The organism is Citrobacter sp. wls826 (assembly GCF_005281245.1).
GTDB classification, from domain to species: Bacteria; Pseudomonadota; Gammaproteobacteria; order Enterobacterales; family Enterobacteriaceae; genus Citrobacter; species Citrobacter braakii.
The window spans coordinates 17,664-34,274 of record NZ_SZWS01000034.1 but is presented as its reverse complement, the minus strand read 5'-3'; the positions used below and the strand labels follow the sequence as shown (position 1 = coordinate 34,274).

15 protein-coding genes and 1 pseudogene are annotated in these 16,611 nt (G+C 53.6%); 11 read left to right on the top strand and 5 right to left on the bottom strand.

Features of this window, described 5'->3' with window-relative positions:
* Nucleotides 1-32: 32 nt before the first annotated feature.
* Together rarD and yigI are read right to left on the bottom strand one after the other, a co-directional pair.
* Nucleotides 33-926 carry an EamA family transporter RarD gene (gene rarD, locus FDW87_RS08680; RefSeq protein WP_016155131.1) on the bottom strand — a complete coding sequence of 298 codons (894 nt, stop codon included), beginning with the start codon at nt 924-926 and terminating at the stop codon, nt 33-35.
* Nucleotides 927-977: 51 nt separating this feature from the next.
* Entirely contained in the window at nt 978-1,445 is a 468-nt protein-coding gene (gene yigI / locus FDW87_RS08675) for an acyl-CoA thioesterase YigI (RefSeq protein WP_003017917.1), read from the bottom strand.
* Nucleotides 1,446-1,610: 165 nt separating this feature from the next.
* On the opposite strand from yigI, the gene pldA reads away from it, so the two are divergent.
* The 3 genes from pldA (at nt 1,611) to rhtC (ending at nt 5,083) form a co-directional block, all read left to right on the top strand.
* Nucleotides 1,611-2,480: a phospholipase A gene (gene pldA / locus FDW87_RS08670; RefSeq protein ID WP_016157849.1), complete on the top strand. Its 870-nt coding sequence runs from the start codon at nt 1,611-1,613 to the stop codon at nt 2,478-2,480.
* Nucleotides 2,481-2,568: 88 nt separating this feature from the next.
* Nucleotides 2,569-4,398 (top strand): ATP-dependent DNA helicase RecQ, encoded by a 1,830-nt coding sequence (gene recQ, locus FDW87_RS08665; RefSeq protein ID WP_019078429.1) that lies wholly within the window; start codon nt 2,569-2,571, stop codon nt 4,396-4,398.
* A gap of 64 nt (nt 4,399-4,462) precedes the next feature.
* A complete protein-coding gene (gene rhtC / locus FDW87_RS08660; protein WP_019078428.1) occupies nt 4,463-5,083 on the top strand; it encodes a threonine export protein RhtC in 621 nt (206 codons plus the stop codon).
* Nucleotides 5,084-5,127: 44 nt separating this feature from the next.
* Here the strand turns inward: rhtC and rhtB are convergent, their stop codons facing one another.
* Nucleotides 5,128-5,748, bottom strand: coding sequence for a homoserine/homoserine lactone efflux protein (gene rhtB / locus FDW87_RS08655; protein ID WP_003828938.1), 621 nt, complete (start codon nt 5,746-5,748; stop codon nt 5,128-5,130).
* Nucleotides 5,749-5,858: 110 nt separating this feature from the next.
* Between rhtB and pldB the strand changes: the two genes are divergently transcribed.
* The 3 genes from pldB to FDW87_RS08640 all read left to right on the top strand — a co-directional run bounded on the left by pldB (nt 5,859) and on the right by FDW87_RS08640 (nt 8,671).
* On the top strand, nt 5,859-6,875 hold the full coding sequence (pldB, locus tag FDW87_RS08650) for a lysophospholipase L2 (protein ID WP_003017911.1): 1,017 nt from the start codon (nt 5,859-5,861) through the stop codon (nt 6,873-6,875).
* A gap of 15 nt (nt 6,876-6,890) precedes the next feature.
* Nucleotides 6,891-7,691: a sugar/pyridoxal phosphate phosphatase YigL gene (gene yigL, locus FDW87_RS08645; RefSeq protein WP_008787091.1), complete on the top strand. Its 801-nt coding sequence runs from the start codon at nt 6,891-6,893 to the stop codon at nt 7,689-7,691.
* An 80-nt stretch (nt 7,692-7,771) separates the two neighbouring features.
* Nucleotides 7,772-8,671, top strand: coding sequence for a carboxylate/amino acid/amine transporter (locus FDW87_RS08640; protein ID WP_019078426.1), 900 nt, complete (start codon nt 7,772-7,774; stop codon nt 8,669-8,671).
* Here FDW87_RS08640 and metR read toward each other — a convergent pair.
* Nucleotides 8,559-9,512, bottom strand: a complete 954-nt coding sequence (metR, locus tag FDW87_RS08635) for an HTH-type transcriptional regulator MetR (protein ID WP_003017908.1) — start codon at nt 9,510-9,512, stop codon at nt 8,559-8,561. The two genes, FDW87_RS08640 and metR, sit on opposite strands and share 113 nt — an antisense overlap.
* A 234-nt stretch (nt 9,513-9,746) precedes the next feature.
* Between metR and metE the strand changes: the two genes are divergently transcribed.
* Complete coding sequence (gene metE, locus FDW87_RS08630) at nt 9,747-12,008, top strand: 5-methyltetrahydropteroyltriglutamate--homocysteine S-methyltransferase (protein ID WP_137379640.1); 2,262 nt, start codon at nt 9,747-9,749, stop codon at nt 12,006-12,008.
* A 102-nt stretch (nt 12,009-12,110) separates the two neighbouring features.
* On the opposite strand, the gene FDW87_RS08625 is transcribed toward metE, so the two are convergent.
* On the bottom strand, nt 12,111-12,917 hold the full coding sequence (locus FDW87_RS08625) for a dienelactone hydrolase family protein (protein ID WP_109017226.1): 807 nt from the start codon (nt 12,915-12,917) through the stop codon (nt 12,111-12,113).
* Nucleotides 12,918-13,182: 265 nt separating this feature from the next.
* On the opposite strand from FDW87_RS08625, the gene udp reads away from it, so the two are divergent.
* The 4 genes and pseudogenes from udp to ubiJ all read left to right on the top strand — a co-directional run.
* Nucleotides 13,183-13,944, top strand: coding sequence for a uridine phosphorylase (gene udp / locus FDW87_RS08620; protein ID WP_109017225.1), 762 nt, complete (start codon nt 13,183-13,185; stop codon nt 13,942-13,944).
* 140 nt (nt 13,945-14,084) lie between these two features.
* Nucleotides 14,085-15,515 carry a DNA recombination protein RmuC gene (gene rmuC / locus FDW87_RS08615; RefSeq protein ID WP_019078423.1) on the top strand — a complete coding sequence of 477 codons (1,431 nt, stop codon included), beginning with the start codon at nt 14,085-14,087 and terminating at the stop codon, nt 15,513-15,515.
* A 94-nt stretch (nt 15,516-15,609) separates the two neighbouring features.
* Entirely contained in the window at nt 15,610-16,365 is a 756-nt protein-coding gene (gene ubiE / locus FDW87_RS08610) for a bifunctional demethylmenaquinone methyltransferase/2-methoxy-6-polyprenyl-1,4-benzoquinol methylase UbiE (RefSeq protein WP_003017897.1), read from the top strand.
* Between the two features lie 13 nt (nt 16,366-16,378).
* Nucleotides 16,379-16,611 (top strand): annotated as a pseudogene (ubiJ, locus tag FDW87_RS22140) (ubiquinone biosynthesis protein UbiJ); the annotation flags it as partial.

The window sequence follows — 16,611 nt, the reverse complement described above, 5'->3', positions numbered from 1 at the left end:
CGGATGGCGGTTACGCCTTATCCGGCACTTCTTCAGCTCCGACGTACCCGTCGTTGCGTATAAATCGCATCCATCACGAAAACTGCCAGCGCTACCCAGATAAACGCAAACGTGACCATTTTATCCGCTCCCGGAACTTCACCGTAGAAAGTGACGGCCAGCAGGAACATTAGCGTGGGTCCGATATACTGGAAGAAACCCAGCGTGGACAGACGCAGGCGGGTCGCCGCGCCGGTAAAGCACAGCAGCGGAATGGTGGTCACGACACCTGCAGCAATCAGCAGCAGATTGAGTGACATGGGGTTTTGACCCATATGGCTGGTTGGGCTGTCCGCGATGCCAAACAGATAGATAGCCGCAACAGGTAAAAGCCACAGGGTTTCGATCAGCATGCCGGTTTGTGCTTCGACGGCAATCTTCTTGCGTACCAGACCATAGAAAGCAAAGCTGAACGCCAGGCCCAACGCGATGATTGGCAGCGATCCGAAGGTCCACAGCTGTACCAGTACGCCGCAGGCGGCTAACAGTACCGCCAGCCACTGCATGCGACGAAAGCGCTCGCCGAGGAAAAGCATTCCCAGCACAATATTCACCAGCGGGTTAATAAAATAGCCCAGGCTGGCTTCCAGCATATGATGATTATTGACCGCCCAAATGAACAGCAGCCAGTTTCCACCGATGAGCACTGCAGAGAGCGCCAGCAGGAAGATCTTCTTTGGCGTTTGTAGCAGCGTTTTGATGCCCGACCACTGGCGGCTGATGCTCATCAGTACCACCATAAAGAAAAATGACCAGATGACGCGGTGCGTCAGGATCTCATCCGCCGGGACATAGTAAATCAGCTTGAAGTAGGCAGGAGCGATACCCCAAATAAAATAAGCAGCAAGAGCGAGTAACACGCCCTGCCGCGTTTGTTTAGCATCCATCGGGAAAACTCATTTCAGAAATGTAACAGCAGTTTACCTTTTTTTGGGCACTTACCCCACCATATAAGTGGCGGTTGCGCTGGCAATATAAAGCTGTTCTTCGTTATGCAGTTCCACGCGCGCAACGGCGACTTTATTCCCCGCCCGCAGCAGGCTGCTGGTAGCGGTAAAGCGATTTCCTCTCCCCGGGCGCAGGTAATCAACGCGCAAATCGATTGTTCCCATACGTGACATTCGCTGACGCAGTTCGTCCTCGCTGATCGTCTCATGGCGGGTCAGCGTACTGCCAACGCACACCAGCCCGGCGGCAACGTCCAGCGCCGACGCGATCACGCCGCCATGCAGAATGCTTTGCGCCCAGTTACCGACCATCATCGGTTGATTATTAAAGGCTAATTGAGCAAATTCTTTCTCATAGCGTTCAAGCTCCAGACCCAGAGCCCGGTTAAACGGCATATGATAGACAAACATTTCACCCACTAACTTCAGCGCTTCCTCAGCAGTAAGTACGGCAGACATACGATCCCTACATCTCAATGGTTAATGAAATGTTGATATTATGCTTATTATTTGTTGTTTTCTACTTTAGGACGGGATAACTAACGAGGAACTCGCTAAGTATGTAGAATACTTGCCAGATAATTATACAATTCATCAATATTTTGGTTCAGGAGAACATTACCGATGCGGGCGATTCTGGGATGGTTACTACCAGCAGTCATGCTGCCGTTGACCGCGTATGCGCAGGAAGCGACAGTGAAAGAGATTCATGATGCACCGGCGGTTCGCGGCAGTATCATCGCCAACATGCTGCAGGAGCATGACAACCCTTTCACGCTTTATCCTTATGAGACCAACTATCTCATCTACACCAATACCAGCGACATGAATAAAGAGGCGATCAGCAGCTATAGCTGGTCCGAAAATGCGCGCAAAGATGAGGTTAAGTTTCAGCTAAGCCTGGCGTTTCCGCTCTGGCGCGGAATATTAGGCCCGAACTCGGTACTCGGCGGTTCCTATACCCAGAAGTCCTGGTGGCAGCTTTCGAACAGTGAAGAGTCTGCGCCATTTCGCGAAACCAACTATGAACCGCAATTGTTCCTCGGTTTCGCCACCGACTATCGCTTTGCCGGTTGGACGCTCCGCGATGTCGAAATGGGCTATAACCATGACTCCAATGGTCGATCCGACCCCACCTCACGTAGCTGGAACCGCCTTTACACCCGGCTGATGGCTGAAAACGGTAACTGGCTGGTGGAAGTTAAGCCGTGGTACGTTATCGGCAGCACTGACGATAACCCTGATATCACCAAATATATGGGCTACTATCAGTTAAAAATGGGTTATCACCTGGGTGACGCGGTGATCAGTGTGAAAGGTCAGTACAACTGGAATACCGGCTACGGCGGCGCAGAGCTGGGGGCCAGTTATCCCATTACCAAGCATGTGCGTCTTTATACCCAGGTCTACAGCGGCTACGGCGAATCACTGATTGACTACAACTTCAATCAGACCCGTGTTGGCGTGGGTGTAATGCTTAACGATATCTTCTGACAGGTATTGAGAGTATTTTAATCATTGCAGTTTCTCTCTCAGGCGCTGAAAATAGCGCCTGTTTTTATTTCAGGCTAATGGGGTTAATGTGGCGCAGGCGGAAGTGTTGAATCTGGAAATGGGCGCTAAACAGGTTTTGCAGGAAACCTTTGGCTACCAACAGTTTCGCCCTGGTCAGGAAGAAATCATTGATACCGTGATCGCTGGTCGCGACTGCCTGGTCGTTATGCCGACCGGTGGCGGAAAATCCCTGTGCTATCAAATTCCCGCATTATTGCTTAACGGCCTCACCGTTGTTGTTTCTCCGCTGATTTCTCTGATGAAAGATCAGGTCGATCAACTGCTTGCCAACGGCGTGGCGGCAGCGTGTCTGAACTCCACCCAAAGTCGTGAGCAGCAGCTTGAGGTGATGGCAGGCTGTCGTAGCGGGCAGATTCGCTTACTGTACATTGCGCCCGAACGCCTGATGCTGGATAACTTCCTTGAAAATCTGGCGCACTGGAACCCGGTGCTGCTGGCGGTTGATGAAGCGCACTGTATTTCGCAGTGGGGGCATGATTTCCGCCCGGAATACGCCGCGCTGGGGCAGTTGCGTCAGCGTTTCCCAACTCTGCCGTTTGTCGCGCTGACCGCGACCGCGGACGAGACAACCCGGCTGGATATTGTGCGTCTGCTGGGGCTCAACGACCCGTTAATTCAGATCAGCAGCTTTGATCGCCCGAATATTCGCTACATGTTGATGGAGAAGTTTAAGCCGCTCGATCAACTGATGCGCTACGTGCAAGAGCAGCGCGGTAAGTCCGGTATTATCTACTGTAACAGTCGCGCTAAAGTAGAAGACACCGCCGCGCGTCTGCAAAGCCGAGGCATTAGCGCCGGGGCTTATCATGCCGGGCTGGAAAACGCCGTACGTGCGGAAGTGCAGGAGAAATTCCAGCGTGATGACCTGCAAATCGTTGTGGCGACCGTGGCGTTTGGCATGGGAATCAACAAACCTAACGTACGCTTCGTGGTGCATTTCGATATTCCGCGCAACATCGAGTCCTATTACCAGGAAACCGGCCGCGCCGGGCGTGACGGCCTGCCTGCGGAAGCAATGCTGTTTTACGATCCGGCTGATATGGCATGGCTGCGCCGTTGCCTCGAAGAGAAACCCGCCGGGCAACTGCTGGATATCGAACGGCATAAGCTCAATGCGATGGGGGCGTTTGCCGAGGCGCAAACCTGTCGTCGTCTGGTGCTGTTGAACTATTTTGGCGAGGGGCGTCAGGAGCCGTGTGGTAACTGCGACATCTGTCTCGACCCGCCAAAACAGTACGACGGACTCATGGATGCGCGCAAAGCGCTGTCGACTATCTACCGTGTTAATCAACGCTTTGGTATGGGGTATGTCGTGGAGGTTCTGCGCGGAGCGAATAACCAGCGAATTCGCGAGCTGGCCCATGATAAGCTGCCGGTCTATGGCATTGGTCGTGAGCAAAGCCATGAACATTGGGTAAGCGTTATCCGCCAGCTTATTCATCTTGGGCTGGTGACGCAGAATATTGCTCATCACTCCGCGTTACAGCTAACCGAAGCCGCGCGTCCGGTACTGCGTGGTGATGTTGCGCTACAGCTTGCGGTACCGCGAATTGTGGCGCTGAAACCGCGAGCGATGCAGAAATCCTTCGGTGGCAATTACGATCGCAAACTGTTCGCCAAATTGCGGAAGCTGCGTAAAGCCATTGCTGATGAAGAAAATATCCCGCCGTATGTGGTGTTCAACGACGCCACGCTGATTGAAATGGCTGAGCAGATGCCAGTTTCACCGAGCGAAATGCTGAGCGTTAATGGCGTGGGGATGCGTAAACTTGAGCGTTTTGGCAAAGAGTTTATGGCGCTTATTCGCGCGCACGTTGATGGTGACGACGAAGAGTAGTCAGCCAGGCAAAAAAGTGCCAGGATGGTGACTCACTGAACTATTTCCCCCGCGAGTCATTTTTATGTTAACGCTATTTTTCACCGTTGCGTTGGTGCATATCGTTGCGCTGATGAGCCCTGGTCCCGACTTTTTCTTTGTTTCTCAAACCGCGGTTAGCCGTTCGCGCAAAGAAGCCATGATGGGCGTGCTGGGTATTACCTGTGGCGTCATGGTCTGGGCTGGCATAGCGCTGCTCGGCCTGCATCTGATTATCGAAAAAATGGCCTGGCTGCACACCATTATTATGGTGGGCGGGGGGCTGTATCTGTGCTGGATGGGTTATCAGATGCTACGCGGCGCGTTTAAAAAACAGGATGTTGCGACTCCCACTCCGCAGGTTGAGCTGGCGCAGAGCGGACGCAGCTTTTTGAAGGGGCTGCTGACCAACCTGGCGAACCCTAAAGCCATTATCTATTTTGGCTCCGTGTTCTCATTGTTCGTTGGCGATAACGTGGGAACGGGCGCACGCTGGGGGATCTTTGCCCTGATCATCGTGGAAACGTTGGCGTGGTTTACCGTAGTCGCCAGCCTGTTTGCACTGCCGAAAATGCGTCGTGGCTATCAGCGTCTGGCGAAGTGGATTGATGGTTTTGCCGGTGCGCTGTTTGCGGGCTTCGGTATCCACCTGATTATTTCGCGTTAAGTTTCTTCCGGGCCGGATAAGCGCAAGCGCCTCCGGCACCTTCATCAGGCATGCCGTGCCGAGGCTAACAAGGCGCCTATCAGCATAAACAGCGAGCCAAACACTTTGTTTAACGCTTTCATTTGCTTTGGCCCTTTAATCCAGCCAGCAATGCGCGTGGCCAGCGTCGCGTAACCGATCATCACAATGATATCGACCACGATGGTCGTGACGCCAAGCACCACATACTGCATTAACTGCGGTTCCTGTGGCAGGATAAACTGCGGGAACAGGGCGGCAAGGAAAACAATGCTCTTGGGGTTGGTCAGATTAACAAAGACAGCGCGTTTAAACAGGCGGCTGCGCGATTGCGTATTCGCCATGGTGTTCAGATCGATAGCACCCGCCGCCCGCCATTGCTGAATACCCAGCCAAATCAGATAGGCCGCCCCCGCCCACTTCAGCACCTCAAATGCGATAACCGAACGTGAAAATAGCGTTCCCAGTCCTACGCCAACCAGAACGATATGAATGCCAAGTCCTGTCTGCAAACCAGCAATCGACGCGCTGGCACCGCGATAACCGTGACTGATGGCGGTGGTCATGGTGTTGATTGCGCCAGAGCCTGGAGACAAGCTCAAAATAATAGAGGTCAACAGGTAGGCGAACCACCATTCAAAGGTCATGAGAAACTCCCGGATTGTCTATTTTTATGCCACAATACGCTACTGCCGTTAGGTTGTGTCAGCGACGGCGAAAAAAACGATTTTACTTGGTCAGCGAGGCTGGATACCCGATGTTTCAGCAGCAAAAAGACTGGGAAACAAGAGAAAACGCGTTTGCTGCTTTTTCCATGGGGCCACTGACAGATTTCTGGCGTCAGCGGGAAGAAGCGGAATTTACGGGCGTGGATGATATCCCCGTCCATTTTGTGCGTTTTCACGCAGAAAAAAACGATCGCGTCATCGTCGTCTGTCCTGGACGCATTGAAAGCTACGTGAAATACGCTGAACTGGCGTATGACCTGTTTCATTCTGGTTTTGACGTCCTCATTATCGATCACCGTGGCCAGGGGCGTTCCGGGCGTATGCTTTCGGACCCGCATCGCGGTCATGTCGATAACTTTAATGACTATGTCGACGATTTAACCGCCTTCTGGCAGCAGGAAGTGCTACCCGGTCCGTGGAGAAAGCGCTATATACTGGCGCATTCAATGGGCGGTGCGATAGCCACGTTATTCTTGCAGCGCCACCCGAATCAGTGTGATGCCATCGCGCTTTGCGCGCCGATGTTTGGTATTGTGATGCGCTTTCCCGACTGGATGGTACGCCACATTCTGGACTGGGCTGAAGGGCATCCGCGGATCCGCGAAGGTTATGCGATGGGTACAGGGCGCTGGCGGGCGCTGCCATTCGGTATGAATGCGTTAACCCATAGTCGACAGCGCTATCGGCGCAATCTACGCTTCTATGCGGATGAGCCACGGCTGCGCGTTGGCGGCCCCACCTACCACTGGGTACGTGAAGGTATTCTGGCAGGCGAACAGGTTCTGGCTGGAGCAGGAGACGACGCGACGCCGACGCTGCTGATTCAGGCCGAAGAAGAGCGTGTGGTAGATAACCGCATGCACGATCGTTTTTGTGAACTCCGCGCCGCAGCGGGCCATCCCGTAGAAGGGGGGCAGCCGCTGGTCATCAAAGGCGCGTACCATGAGATCCTTTTTGAAAAGGACGCAATGCGCTCAGTCGCGCTTAACGCTATTGTCGAATTTTTCGACAAGCATAACTCATCCAGCGGAACCCGCTTTGCCTAGAGGTTGAATTTTCTTATGTATCAGGTTGTTGCGTCTGATTTAGACGGTACGCTGCTTTCTCCCGACCATACTCTGTCCCCTTATGCCAAAGAGACGCTGAAGTTATTGACCGCTCGTGGCGTTAACTTCGTGTTTGCGACTGGCCGTCATCATGTTGATGTGGGGCAAATTCGCGATAACCTCGGCATTAAAACCTACATGATCACGTCCAACGGCGCGCGGGTGCATGATTCTGACGGGAATCTGGTGTTTTCGCATAACCTGGATCGCGACATTGCCAGCGACCTGTTTGGCGTAGTGAATGCAAACCCGGACATCGTGACCAACGTTTATCGTGATGATGAGTGGTTTATGAACCGCCATCGCCCGGACGAAATGCGCTTCTTCAAAGAAGCAGTGTTTAACTATTCACTGTTTGAACCTGCGCTACTGGAGCCGGAAGGCGTGAGTAAGGTGTTTTTCACCACTGATTCTCACGAAAGGCTGCTGCCGCTGGAACAGGCGATTAACGCCCGCTGGGGCGACCGCGTGAACGTCAGTTTCTCTACGCTTACCTGCCTGGAAGTCATGGCTGGCGGCGTATCGAAAGGTCATGCGCTTGAAGCGGTAGCGAAAGCGATGGGCTACAGCCTGAAAGATTGCATCGCTTTTGGAGACGGAATGAACGATGCGGAAATGCTCTCCATGGCAGGTAAAGGCTGCATTATGGGCAACGCTCACCAGCGCCTGAAGGATCTGCATCCGGAACTGGAAGTCATTGGTCTTAATGCCGACGATGCCGTGCCGCATTATCTGCGTGAGCTGTTTTTGCAGTAATGTTTTTGTTCGTTAGTTGACCAGATGTCAACTTAAAACTTCGCTACAATGGGCGTACCTTTTGTTAAGAGACATCCATTGTGGCGTTACTCATCATTACCACAATTCTGTGGGCCTTTTCCTTTAGCCTGTTTGGCGAGTACCTTGCCGGTCATGTCGATAGCTATTTTGCGGTGCTGGTGCGCGTTGGGCTGGCGGCGCTGGTGTTCCTGCCGTTTTTACGTACCCGTGGGCATAGCGTAAAAACCATCGCGCTGTATATGCTGGTGGGCGCCATGCAGCTTGGCATTATGTATATGCTGAGTTTTCACGCCTATCTGTACCTGACGGTATCAGAACTGCTGCTCTTTACCGTGCTGACGCCGCTCTACATTACGCTGATTTATGACCTGATGAGCGGACGTTGTCTGCGCTGGAGCTACGCCTTCAGTGCGTTGCTGGCGGTGATTGGTGCGGGGATCATTCGTTACGATCAGGTGACCAGCCACTTCTGGACCGGCCTGCTGCTGGTGCAGTTGTCCAATATCAGCTTTGCCATTGGCATGGTGGGCTACAAGCGTCTGATGGAAACGCGGCCAATGCCGCAGCACAACGCCTTTGCCTGGTTTTACATGGGGGCCTTTATGGTGGCGGTCGTGGCCTGGTTCATGCTGGGGAATGCGCAGAAAATGCCTGCAACTACCCTACAGTGGGGAATTCTGGTCTTTCTTGGCGTGGCAGCGTCCGGCATTGGTTACTTTATGTGGAACTATGGCGCGACCCAGGTGGATGCGGGGACGCTGGGCATCATGAACAATATGCATGTGCCGGCCGGGCTGCTGGTTAACCTGGCTATCTGGCATCAACAGCCTCACTGGCCAAGCTTCATCATTGGTGCGGCTGTGATAGTGGCTTCACTGTGGGTACATCGAAAGTGGGTCGTTCCGCACTCCGTACAAACGGCAGGTGATCGCAGGCGTGATTCCGCGCTGAGCGAATAAACGCTTCCGTGACTGGCTGTCGCTGCTCGCCATCGCGCACGGCGGCGTACAGCCGGCTCCACAATCCATCACCCAGGGTTTTGGTCACCACCAGGCCCTGGCGTTCAAAACTCTCCACCACCCAGTGCGGTAAAGCTGCAATACCCATTCTGGCTGCAACCATCTGAATCAGCAGCAGGGTGTTATCCACGCTCTTCAGCGACGGACTAACGCCCGCAGGCTGCAAGAAATGCCGCCAGACATCCAGTCGACTCCGTTGCACCGGGTAAATAAGCAGCGTCTCACTGGCTAAATCCTCCGGCGTGATCTGCGTCTTGCTGGCCAGCGGATGGTCCGGCGCCAGTACCAGGCGGACTTCAAAATCGAACATCGGCGAGTAGTGCAGTCCGCTACGCGGCAGAATGTCGGATGTCAGCACCAGATCCAGCTCATCCTGTTGTAGCGCTGGTTGCGGATCGAACGTCACGCCGGATTTAAAGTCCATCTCCACCTGCGGCCAGTTGGCACGAAAATTCTCCAGCGCGGGCGTCAGCCATTGAATACAGCTATGGCATTCAATAGCGATCCGCAGCCGGGTTTGCTGCGGTTCGTTGCAGGCCTGCAGCGCACGACCAATTTGCGGCAACACCTGATTTGCTAACTGCAGCAAAATTTCGCCTTGCGGCGTAAAGCGCAGAGGCTGGCTTTTACGGATAAAAAGTCGAAAGCCAAGGCGCTGTTCCAGATCGCTGAACTGGTGAGAGAGGGCGGATTGGGTCTGATGCAACGTCGCCGCTGCGGCCGCCAGCGAACCACTATTCCGTAACGCCTGGAGCGTTTTCAGGTGTTTAATCTCGATCATGAAAGTCCTTCACTTCGGCATGAACAAATTGCGCTTGAGGAATATACAGTAACTGTCAATTATGGATGTGTAAACATCTGGATGGCTAAAATCCTTCGTCTTTTAAATTTATGGTGCGTTGGCTGTGTTTTTCCACCCCGGTCACTTACTTCAGTAAGCTCCTGGGATGAATAAACTTGCCACCCTCCCTAAATTAAAAATAAATAGGATTTACATATAATTAGAGGAAGAAAAATGACAATACTTAATCACACCCTCGGTTTCCCTCGCGTTGGCCTGCGTCGCGAGCTGAAAAAAGCGCAAGAAAGCTACTGGGCGGGAAATTCTTCCTGTGAAGATTTGCTAACCGTTGGCCGCGAGCTGCGTGCCCGTCACTGGGATCAGCAGAAGCAGGCGGGCGTTGACCTGCTGCCGGTGGGCGATTTTGCCTGGTACGATCACGTGCTGACCACCAGCCTGCTGCTCGGCAACGTTCCGGCTCGTCATCAAAATAAAGACGGCTCGGTCGATATCGATACCTTATTCCGCATTGGCCGTGGCCGCGCACCAACCGGGGAGCCCGCGGCGGCGGCAGAAATGACCAAATGGTTTAACACCAACTATCACTACATGGTGCCAGAGTTTACCAAAGGTCAGCAGTTCAAACTGACCTGGACCCAACTGTTAGATGAAGTGGATGAAGCGTTGGCGCTCGGTCACAAGGTGAAACCTGTGCTGCTGGGACCGGTAACTTACCTGTGGCTGGGGAAAGTGAAGGGCGAACAGTTTGACCGCCTGAGCCTGTTGAACGATATTCTGCCGGTTTACCAGCAGGTGCTGGCTGAGCTGGCGAAACGCGGTATTGAGTGGGTGCAGATTGATGAACCGGCTCTGGTGCTGGAGCTGCCTCAGGTTTGGCTGAACGCCTTCAAACCGGCGTATGACGCGCTGACGGGTCAGGTAAAGCTGCTGCTGACCACCTACTTCGAAGGCGTAACGCCAAACCTGGATACCATTACCGCGCTGCCGGTGCAGGGGCTGCACGTTGACTTCGTGCACGGTAAAGATGATGTGGCCGAGCTGCACAAGCGTCTGCCTGCCGACTGGTTGCTGTCAGCGGGGCTGGTGAACGGTCGCAACGTCTGGCGTGCCGATCTCAGCGAAAAATACGCGCAAATTAAAGATATCGTCGGGAAACGTGACCTGTGGGTAGCTTCTTCCTGCTCCTTGCTGCACAGCCCAATCGATCTCAGCGTGGAAACCCGCCTTGATGCAGAAGTGAAGAGCTGGTTTGCCTTCGCCCTACAAAAATGCGGCGAGCTGGCGCTGCTGCGTGATGCGTTGAACAGCGGTGATACGGCGGCAATTGTGGCGTGGAGCGCACCGATCCAGGCTCGTCGTCACTCTACCCGCGTACACAACGCCGCAGTGGAAAAACGTCTGGCGGCGATCACCGCCCAGGACAGCCAACGTGCCAACGCTTACCCGATTCGCGCCGAAGCGCAGCGTGCCCGCTTTAATCTGCCGGCATGGCCGACTACCACTATTGGTTCATTCCCGCAAACCACGGAAATTCGCGGCCTGCGTCTGGACTTCAAAAAGGGCAATCTGGATGCCGGTAACTACCGCACCGGTATCGCGGAACATATCAAACAGGCGATTGTTGAACAGGAACGTCTGGGGCTCGACGTGCTGGTGCACGGTGAAGCCGAACGTAACGACATGGTGGAATATTTTGGCGAGCACCTGGACGGATTCGTCTTTACCCAGAATGGTTGGGTGCAGAGCTACGGCTCTCGCTGCGTGAAACCACCGGTGGTTATTGGCGATGTCAGCCGCCCGGAAGCGATCACCGTGGAGTGGGCGAAGTATGCCCAGTCGCTGACCGACAAACCGGTAAAAGGCATGTTGACCGGTCCGGTGACCATTCTCTGCTGGTCATTCCCGCGTGAAGACGTGACGCGTGAAACCATCGCTAAGCAGATTGCGCTGGCGCTGCGTGATGAGGTAGCGGATCTGGAAGCGGCGGGTATTGGCATCATCCAGATTGACGAACCGGCACTGCGCGAAGGTCTGCCACTGCGCCGCAGCGACTGGGCGGCGTATCTGGAGTGGGGCGTGGAAGCCTTCCGCATTAACGCGGCGGTGGCGAAGGATGAAACCCAGATCCACACCCACATGTGTTACTGCGAGTTCAACGACATTATGGACTCCATTGCGGCGCTGGACGCGGACGTGATCACCATTGAGACTTCACGCTCTGATATGGAGTTGCTGGAATCGTTTGAAGAGTTCGACTATCCGAACGAAATCGGGCCGGGCGTATACGATATTCACTCGCCGAACGTCCCGAGCGTGGAGTGGATTGAAGCCCTGCTGAAGAAAGCCGAGCAGCGTATTCCGGCCGAGCGTCTGTGGGTCAACCCGGACTGCGGCCTGAAAACGCGCGGCTGGCCGGAAACCCGCGCCGCGCTGGCGAACATGGTCAAAGCCGCGCAGAACCTGCGTCAGGCGTAATTCCGTGCCGGTGGCCGGGAAGCGCAAGCGCTGACCCGGCTTACAGGAAATAGCAAGAGTTGTAGGCCCGGTAAGGCGTAGTTGCCGCCGGGCAATTAACGTTTATTTCTTCCCGCCGTATTGTGTGAACCACTCCAGCATTCTCAGCCAGCCATCTTTCGCGGACTCTTCGTGATAGCTCGGACGATAATCGGCGTTAAACGCATGTCCGGCATCGGGATAGACCACGATTTCCGCTTTTGCATTGGCGGCACGCAGCGCCTGACGCATTGTTTCAACGGTATCTTGCGGAATACTGGTGTCCTGGCCGCCATAAAGTCCCAGAACGGGGGCGTTAAGATCGGTCGCGATATCAACAGGATGTTTCGGTGAGTTGAGGGTTTTATCGCCCACCAGTTTGCCATACCACGCTACCGCCGCTTTTAACTGCGGATTATGAGCTGCATACAGCCAGGTGATGCGTCCACCCCAGCAAAATCCGGTGATCATCAACTGGTGGGCATCTCCTCCGTTACGAGAAGCCCAACTGGCGACGTGATCCAGATCGGCCAATACCTGAGAGTCAGGCACTTTGGCGACAAGGCTGCTGAGCAACGTGGGGATATCGGCAAAGTCATTGGGATCGCCTTCACGAAAATAGAGCTCTGGTGCGATAGCCAGATACCCTTCCTGAGCCAGACGGCGGCAAACGTCACGAATGTGTTCATGAATGCCAAAAATCTCCTGCACGACAATGACCACAGGCAGCGGGCCATCGGACTGTTTTGGTCGTGCGTGATACGCTGGCATATCATCGCCTTGTGAAGGTATGGACGTTACACCGGCGATAATGGCGTTATCCGGAGTGTGAACCGTGGTAGACGTCGGTGGAGATACAGCAGGTGCAAAGCCAGATTGTCGTGTTGTCATGGTATTCTCCGTACCCTTAAATATTCAGCCAAAAAGCGCATTGTTAACTATAGACACATGCAACGAACCACATTGCCTTAAACGGTCTATCTTTTGTGCAGGGCTTCCTTACATCGCATCATTTATGTGATTCAAGTCACTATTTTATGGTAATGGAATGCAATTGATTTACATCATAGTGATGACTGTCACGAAAATATGTTCATGCCTTCGGTAAAGTGTGTTTTTGCTTCTTCTGACAAAACCGATTCACAGAGGAGTTTTTATGTCTAAGTCTGATGTTTTTCATCTCGGCCTCACTAAGAACGATTTACAAGGGGCTCAGCTCGCTATCGTCCCTGGCGACCCGGAGCGTGTGGAAAAGATCGCCGCGCTGATGGATAAGCCGGTTAAGCTGGCATCTCATCGCGAGTTCACTACCTGGCGTGCTGAGCTGGATGGTAAAGCCGTGATCGTGTGCTCTACCGGTATCGGCGGTCCGTCAACCTCTATTGCCGTAGAAGAACTGGCACAGCTGGGCATTCGTACCTTCCTGCGTATCGGTACGACTGGCGCCATCCAGCCACATATCAACGTAGGTGATGTACTGGTCACCACGGCGTCTGTCCGTCTGGACGGTGCAAGCCTGCACTTCGCGCCAATGGAATTCCCGGCCGTCGCGGACTTCGAGTGCACCACCGCGCTGGTGGAAGCGGCGAAATCTATCGGCGCCACCACCCACGTAGGCGTTACCGCGTCTTCTGATACCTTCTATCCGGGCCAGGAGCGTTATGACACCTTCTCTGGTCGCGTAGTGAGCCGTTTCAAAGGCTCAATGGAAGAGTGGCAGTCTATGGGCGTCATGAACTACGAAATGGAATCTGCTACGCTGCTCACCATGTGCGCAAGCCAGGGTCTGCATGCCGGTATGGTCGCGGGTGTTATCGTGAACCGTACTCAGCAAGAGATCCCTAATGCGGAAACGATGAAACAAACAGAAAGCCACGCGGTGAAAATCGTGGTGGAAGCTGCGCGTCGTTTACTGTAATTCTCCCGTCTATTCAAAAAGGCCGACGCGTTCGGCCTTTTTATTTTGCGTAGTGCCTCGCAGGAAATTCCTTTTAAACTGGACGTTTATACAGCACAATTCTATTTTGTGCGGGTAAGTCGTTGCTGTAAGGGGGCGTTGTGGATATTTCAATTATGATGAGTGCCGTGCTGGCGTTAGCCGCAGGGCTGCTGGTGGGGTGGCTGGCAACAAAAGCGCACGCCGATCGGATCCGTGCTGACCTCATCGAAGAACGACGCGAACTGGATATTGCGCTAAGCGCCGCCCGCCAGCAGCTCTCACAAGAAGCCCACTGGCGCGATGAGTGCGAACTACTCAATAACGAATTGCGCAGCCTGCACAGCATCAACACCTCTCTGGAAGCCGATCTTCGAGAAGTCACTACCCGACTGGAAGCGACGCAGCAGCATGCGGAAGATAAAATCCGCCAGATGATCAACAGCGAACAGCGTCTGAGCGAACAGTTTGAAAATCTGGCGAACCGTATTTTCGAGCACAGCAACCGTCGTGTAGATGAGCAAAATCGCCAAAGCCTGAACAGTCTGCTTACACCGCTTCGCGAACAACTGGACGGTTTTCGACGCCAGGTTCAGGATAGCTTTGGTAAAGAGGCGCAAGAACGCCATACTCTGGCGCACGAAATTCGTAATCTGCAGCAACTGAACGCGCAGATGGCGCAGGAAGCGGTAAACCTGACGCGGGCATTAAAAGGCGATAACAAAACGCAGGGCAACTGGGGCGAGGTCGTACTCACGCGGGTGCTTGAGGCTTCCGGTCTGCGCGAAGGCTATGAATACGAAACCCAGGTCAGCATTGAGAACGATGCCCGTTCGCGGATGCAGCCAGATGTCATCGTCCGGTTACCGCAGGGCAAAGATGTGGTGATCGACGCGAAAATGACGCTGGTCGCCTATGAACGCTATTTTAATGCTGAAGATGAATACACCCGCGAGAGCGCGTTGCAGGAGCACATCGCCTCGGTACGAAACCATATCCGTCTGCTGGGGCGCAAAGACTATCAGCAGCTTCCTGGGCTGCGCACACTTGACTATGTGCTGATGTTTATCCCCGTTGAGCCTGCTTTTTTACTGGCGCTCGATAGACAGCCTGAACTGATTACCGAAGCCCTTAAAAATAACATTATGCTGGTTAGCCCTACCACGTTGTTGGTGGCATTGCGCACGATTGCCAACTTGTGGCGCTACGAGCATCAGAGTCGTAATGCGCAACAGATTGCCGATCGGGCCAGCAAACTTTATGACAAGATGCGATTGTTTGTGGATGATATGTCGGCAATTGGCCAAAGCCTGGATAAAGCTCAGGATAACTACCGACAGGCGATGAAAAAACTCTCTTCAGGTCGTGGAAACGTCCTGTCGCAGGCAGAAGCGTTTCGCAGTTTAGGCGTGGAAATTAAGCGCGAGATTAATCCTGAACTGGCTGAACAAGCCACTACGCAGGATGAAGAGTACCGCTTGCGTTCGGTCCCTGAAACGCAGCAGGATGAACCTTACCCTGATGATGAAGCGGTAAACCAGCAATCAAACTAGTCCGTTTGGGGTAGTTGAACCGGGCAGAAGGGTAGGGCAAATTGGCCCAATCTGTTACACTTCTTGAACATTTTTTGGATGAGCAGGCACTGAGATGGTGGATAATTCACAAGAAACGACGCACTTTGGCTTTCAGACCGTCGCTAAAGAGCAGAAAGCTGACATGGTGGCCCACGTTTTTCATTCTGTGGCGTCTAAATATGACGTTATGAATGACTTAATGTCATTTGGCATTCATCGTTTGTGGAAGCGCTTCACCATTGACTGCAGTGGCGTGCGTCGCGGGCAAACCGTTCTCGATTTAGCGGGCGGTACGGGCGATCTGACGGCGAAATTCTCTCGCATGGTAGGCGAAACTGGCAAAGTTGTGCTGGCGGATATCAACGACTCAATGCTCAAAATGGGTCGCGAAAAGCTGCGTAATATCGGCGTCGTGGGTAACGTTGAGTACGTTCAGGCGAATGCGGAAGCATTACCTTTCCCAGACAACACGTTTGACTGCATCACCATCTCTTTCGGTCTGCGCAACGTAACGGATAAAGACAAAGCATTACGATCTATGTATCGCGTGTTGAAGCCGGGCGGACGTCTACTGGTGCTGGAGTTCTCCAAGCCGATTATCGAACCGCTGAGCAAAGCCTACGACGCATACTCTTTCCACGTTTTGCCGCGCATTGGTTCTATGGTGGCAAGCGATGCAGACAGTTATCGCTATTTGGCGGAGTCCATCCGCATGCATCCCGATCAGGACACCTTAAAAGCAATGATGCAAGATGCCGGGTTCGAAAGCGTTGATTACTACAACCTGACGGCAGGTGTCGTTGCGCTGCATCGTGGTTACAAGTTCTGACAGGAGATTGGGGATGCCTTTAAAACCCTTAGTGACCGCCGGCGTTGAAAATTTGCTTAACACCTTTCTGTATCGTTCTCCTGCGCTCAAGTCAGCCAGAACGCGTTTACAGGGCAAAGTGCTGCGTGTTGAGCTAAAAGGATTTTCAACACCGTTAGTGCTGGTGTTTAGTGAGCGCCAGGTCGATGTGCTGGGGGCATGGGAAGGCGAAGCCGATTGCACCGTAATCACACATGCCAGCGTGTT

Bases quoted from the DNA above. Each gene is read 5' to 3' on its own strand.
- rarD (WP_016155131.1), bottom strand. From the start codon at position 926: ATGGATGCTAAACAAACGCGGCAGGGCGTGTTACTCGCTCTTGCTGCT.
- yigI (WP_003017917.1), bottom strand. From the start codon at position 1,445: ATGTCTGCCGTACTTACTGCTGAGGAAGCGCTGAAGTTAGTGGGTGAA.
- pldA (WP_016157849.1), top strand. From the start codon at position 1,611: ATGCGGGCGATTCTGGGATGGTTACTACCAGCAGTCATGCTGCCGTTG.
- rhtC (WP_019078428.1), top strand. From the start codon at position 4,463: ATGTTAACGCTATTTTTCACCGTTGCGTTGGTGCATATCGTTGCGCTG.
- rhtB (WP_003828938.1), bottom strand. From the start codon at position 5,748: ATGACCTTTGAATGGTGGTTCGCCTACCTGTTGACCTCTATTATTTTG.
- pldB (WP_003017911.1), top strand. From the start codon at position 5,859: ATGTTTCAGCAGCAAAAAGACTGGGAAACAAGAGAAAACGCGTTTGCT.
- yigL (WP_008787091.1), top strand. From the start codon at position 6,891: ATGTATCAGGTTGTTGCGTCTGATTTAGACGGTACGCTGCTTTCTCCC.
- metR (WP_003017908.1), bottom strand. From the start codon at position 9,512: ATGATCGAGATTAAACACCTGAAAACGCTCCAGGCGTTACGGAATAGT.
- metE (WP_137379640.1), top strand. From the start codon at position 9,747: ATGACAATACTTAATCACACCCTCGGTTTCCCTCGCGTTGGCCTGCGT.
- FDW87_RS08625 (WP_109017226.1), bottom strand. From the start codon at position 12,917: ATGACAACACGACAATCTGGCTTTGCACCTGCTGTATCTCCACCGACG.
- udp (WP_109017225.1), top strand. From the start codon at position 13,183: ATGTCTAAGTCTGATGTTTTTCATCTCGGCCTCACTAAGAACGATTTA.
- ubiE (WP_003017897.1), top strand. From the start codon at position 15,610: ATGGTGGATAATTCACAAGAAACGACGCACTTTGGCTTTCAGACCGTC.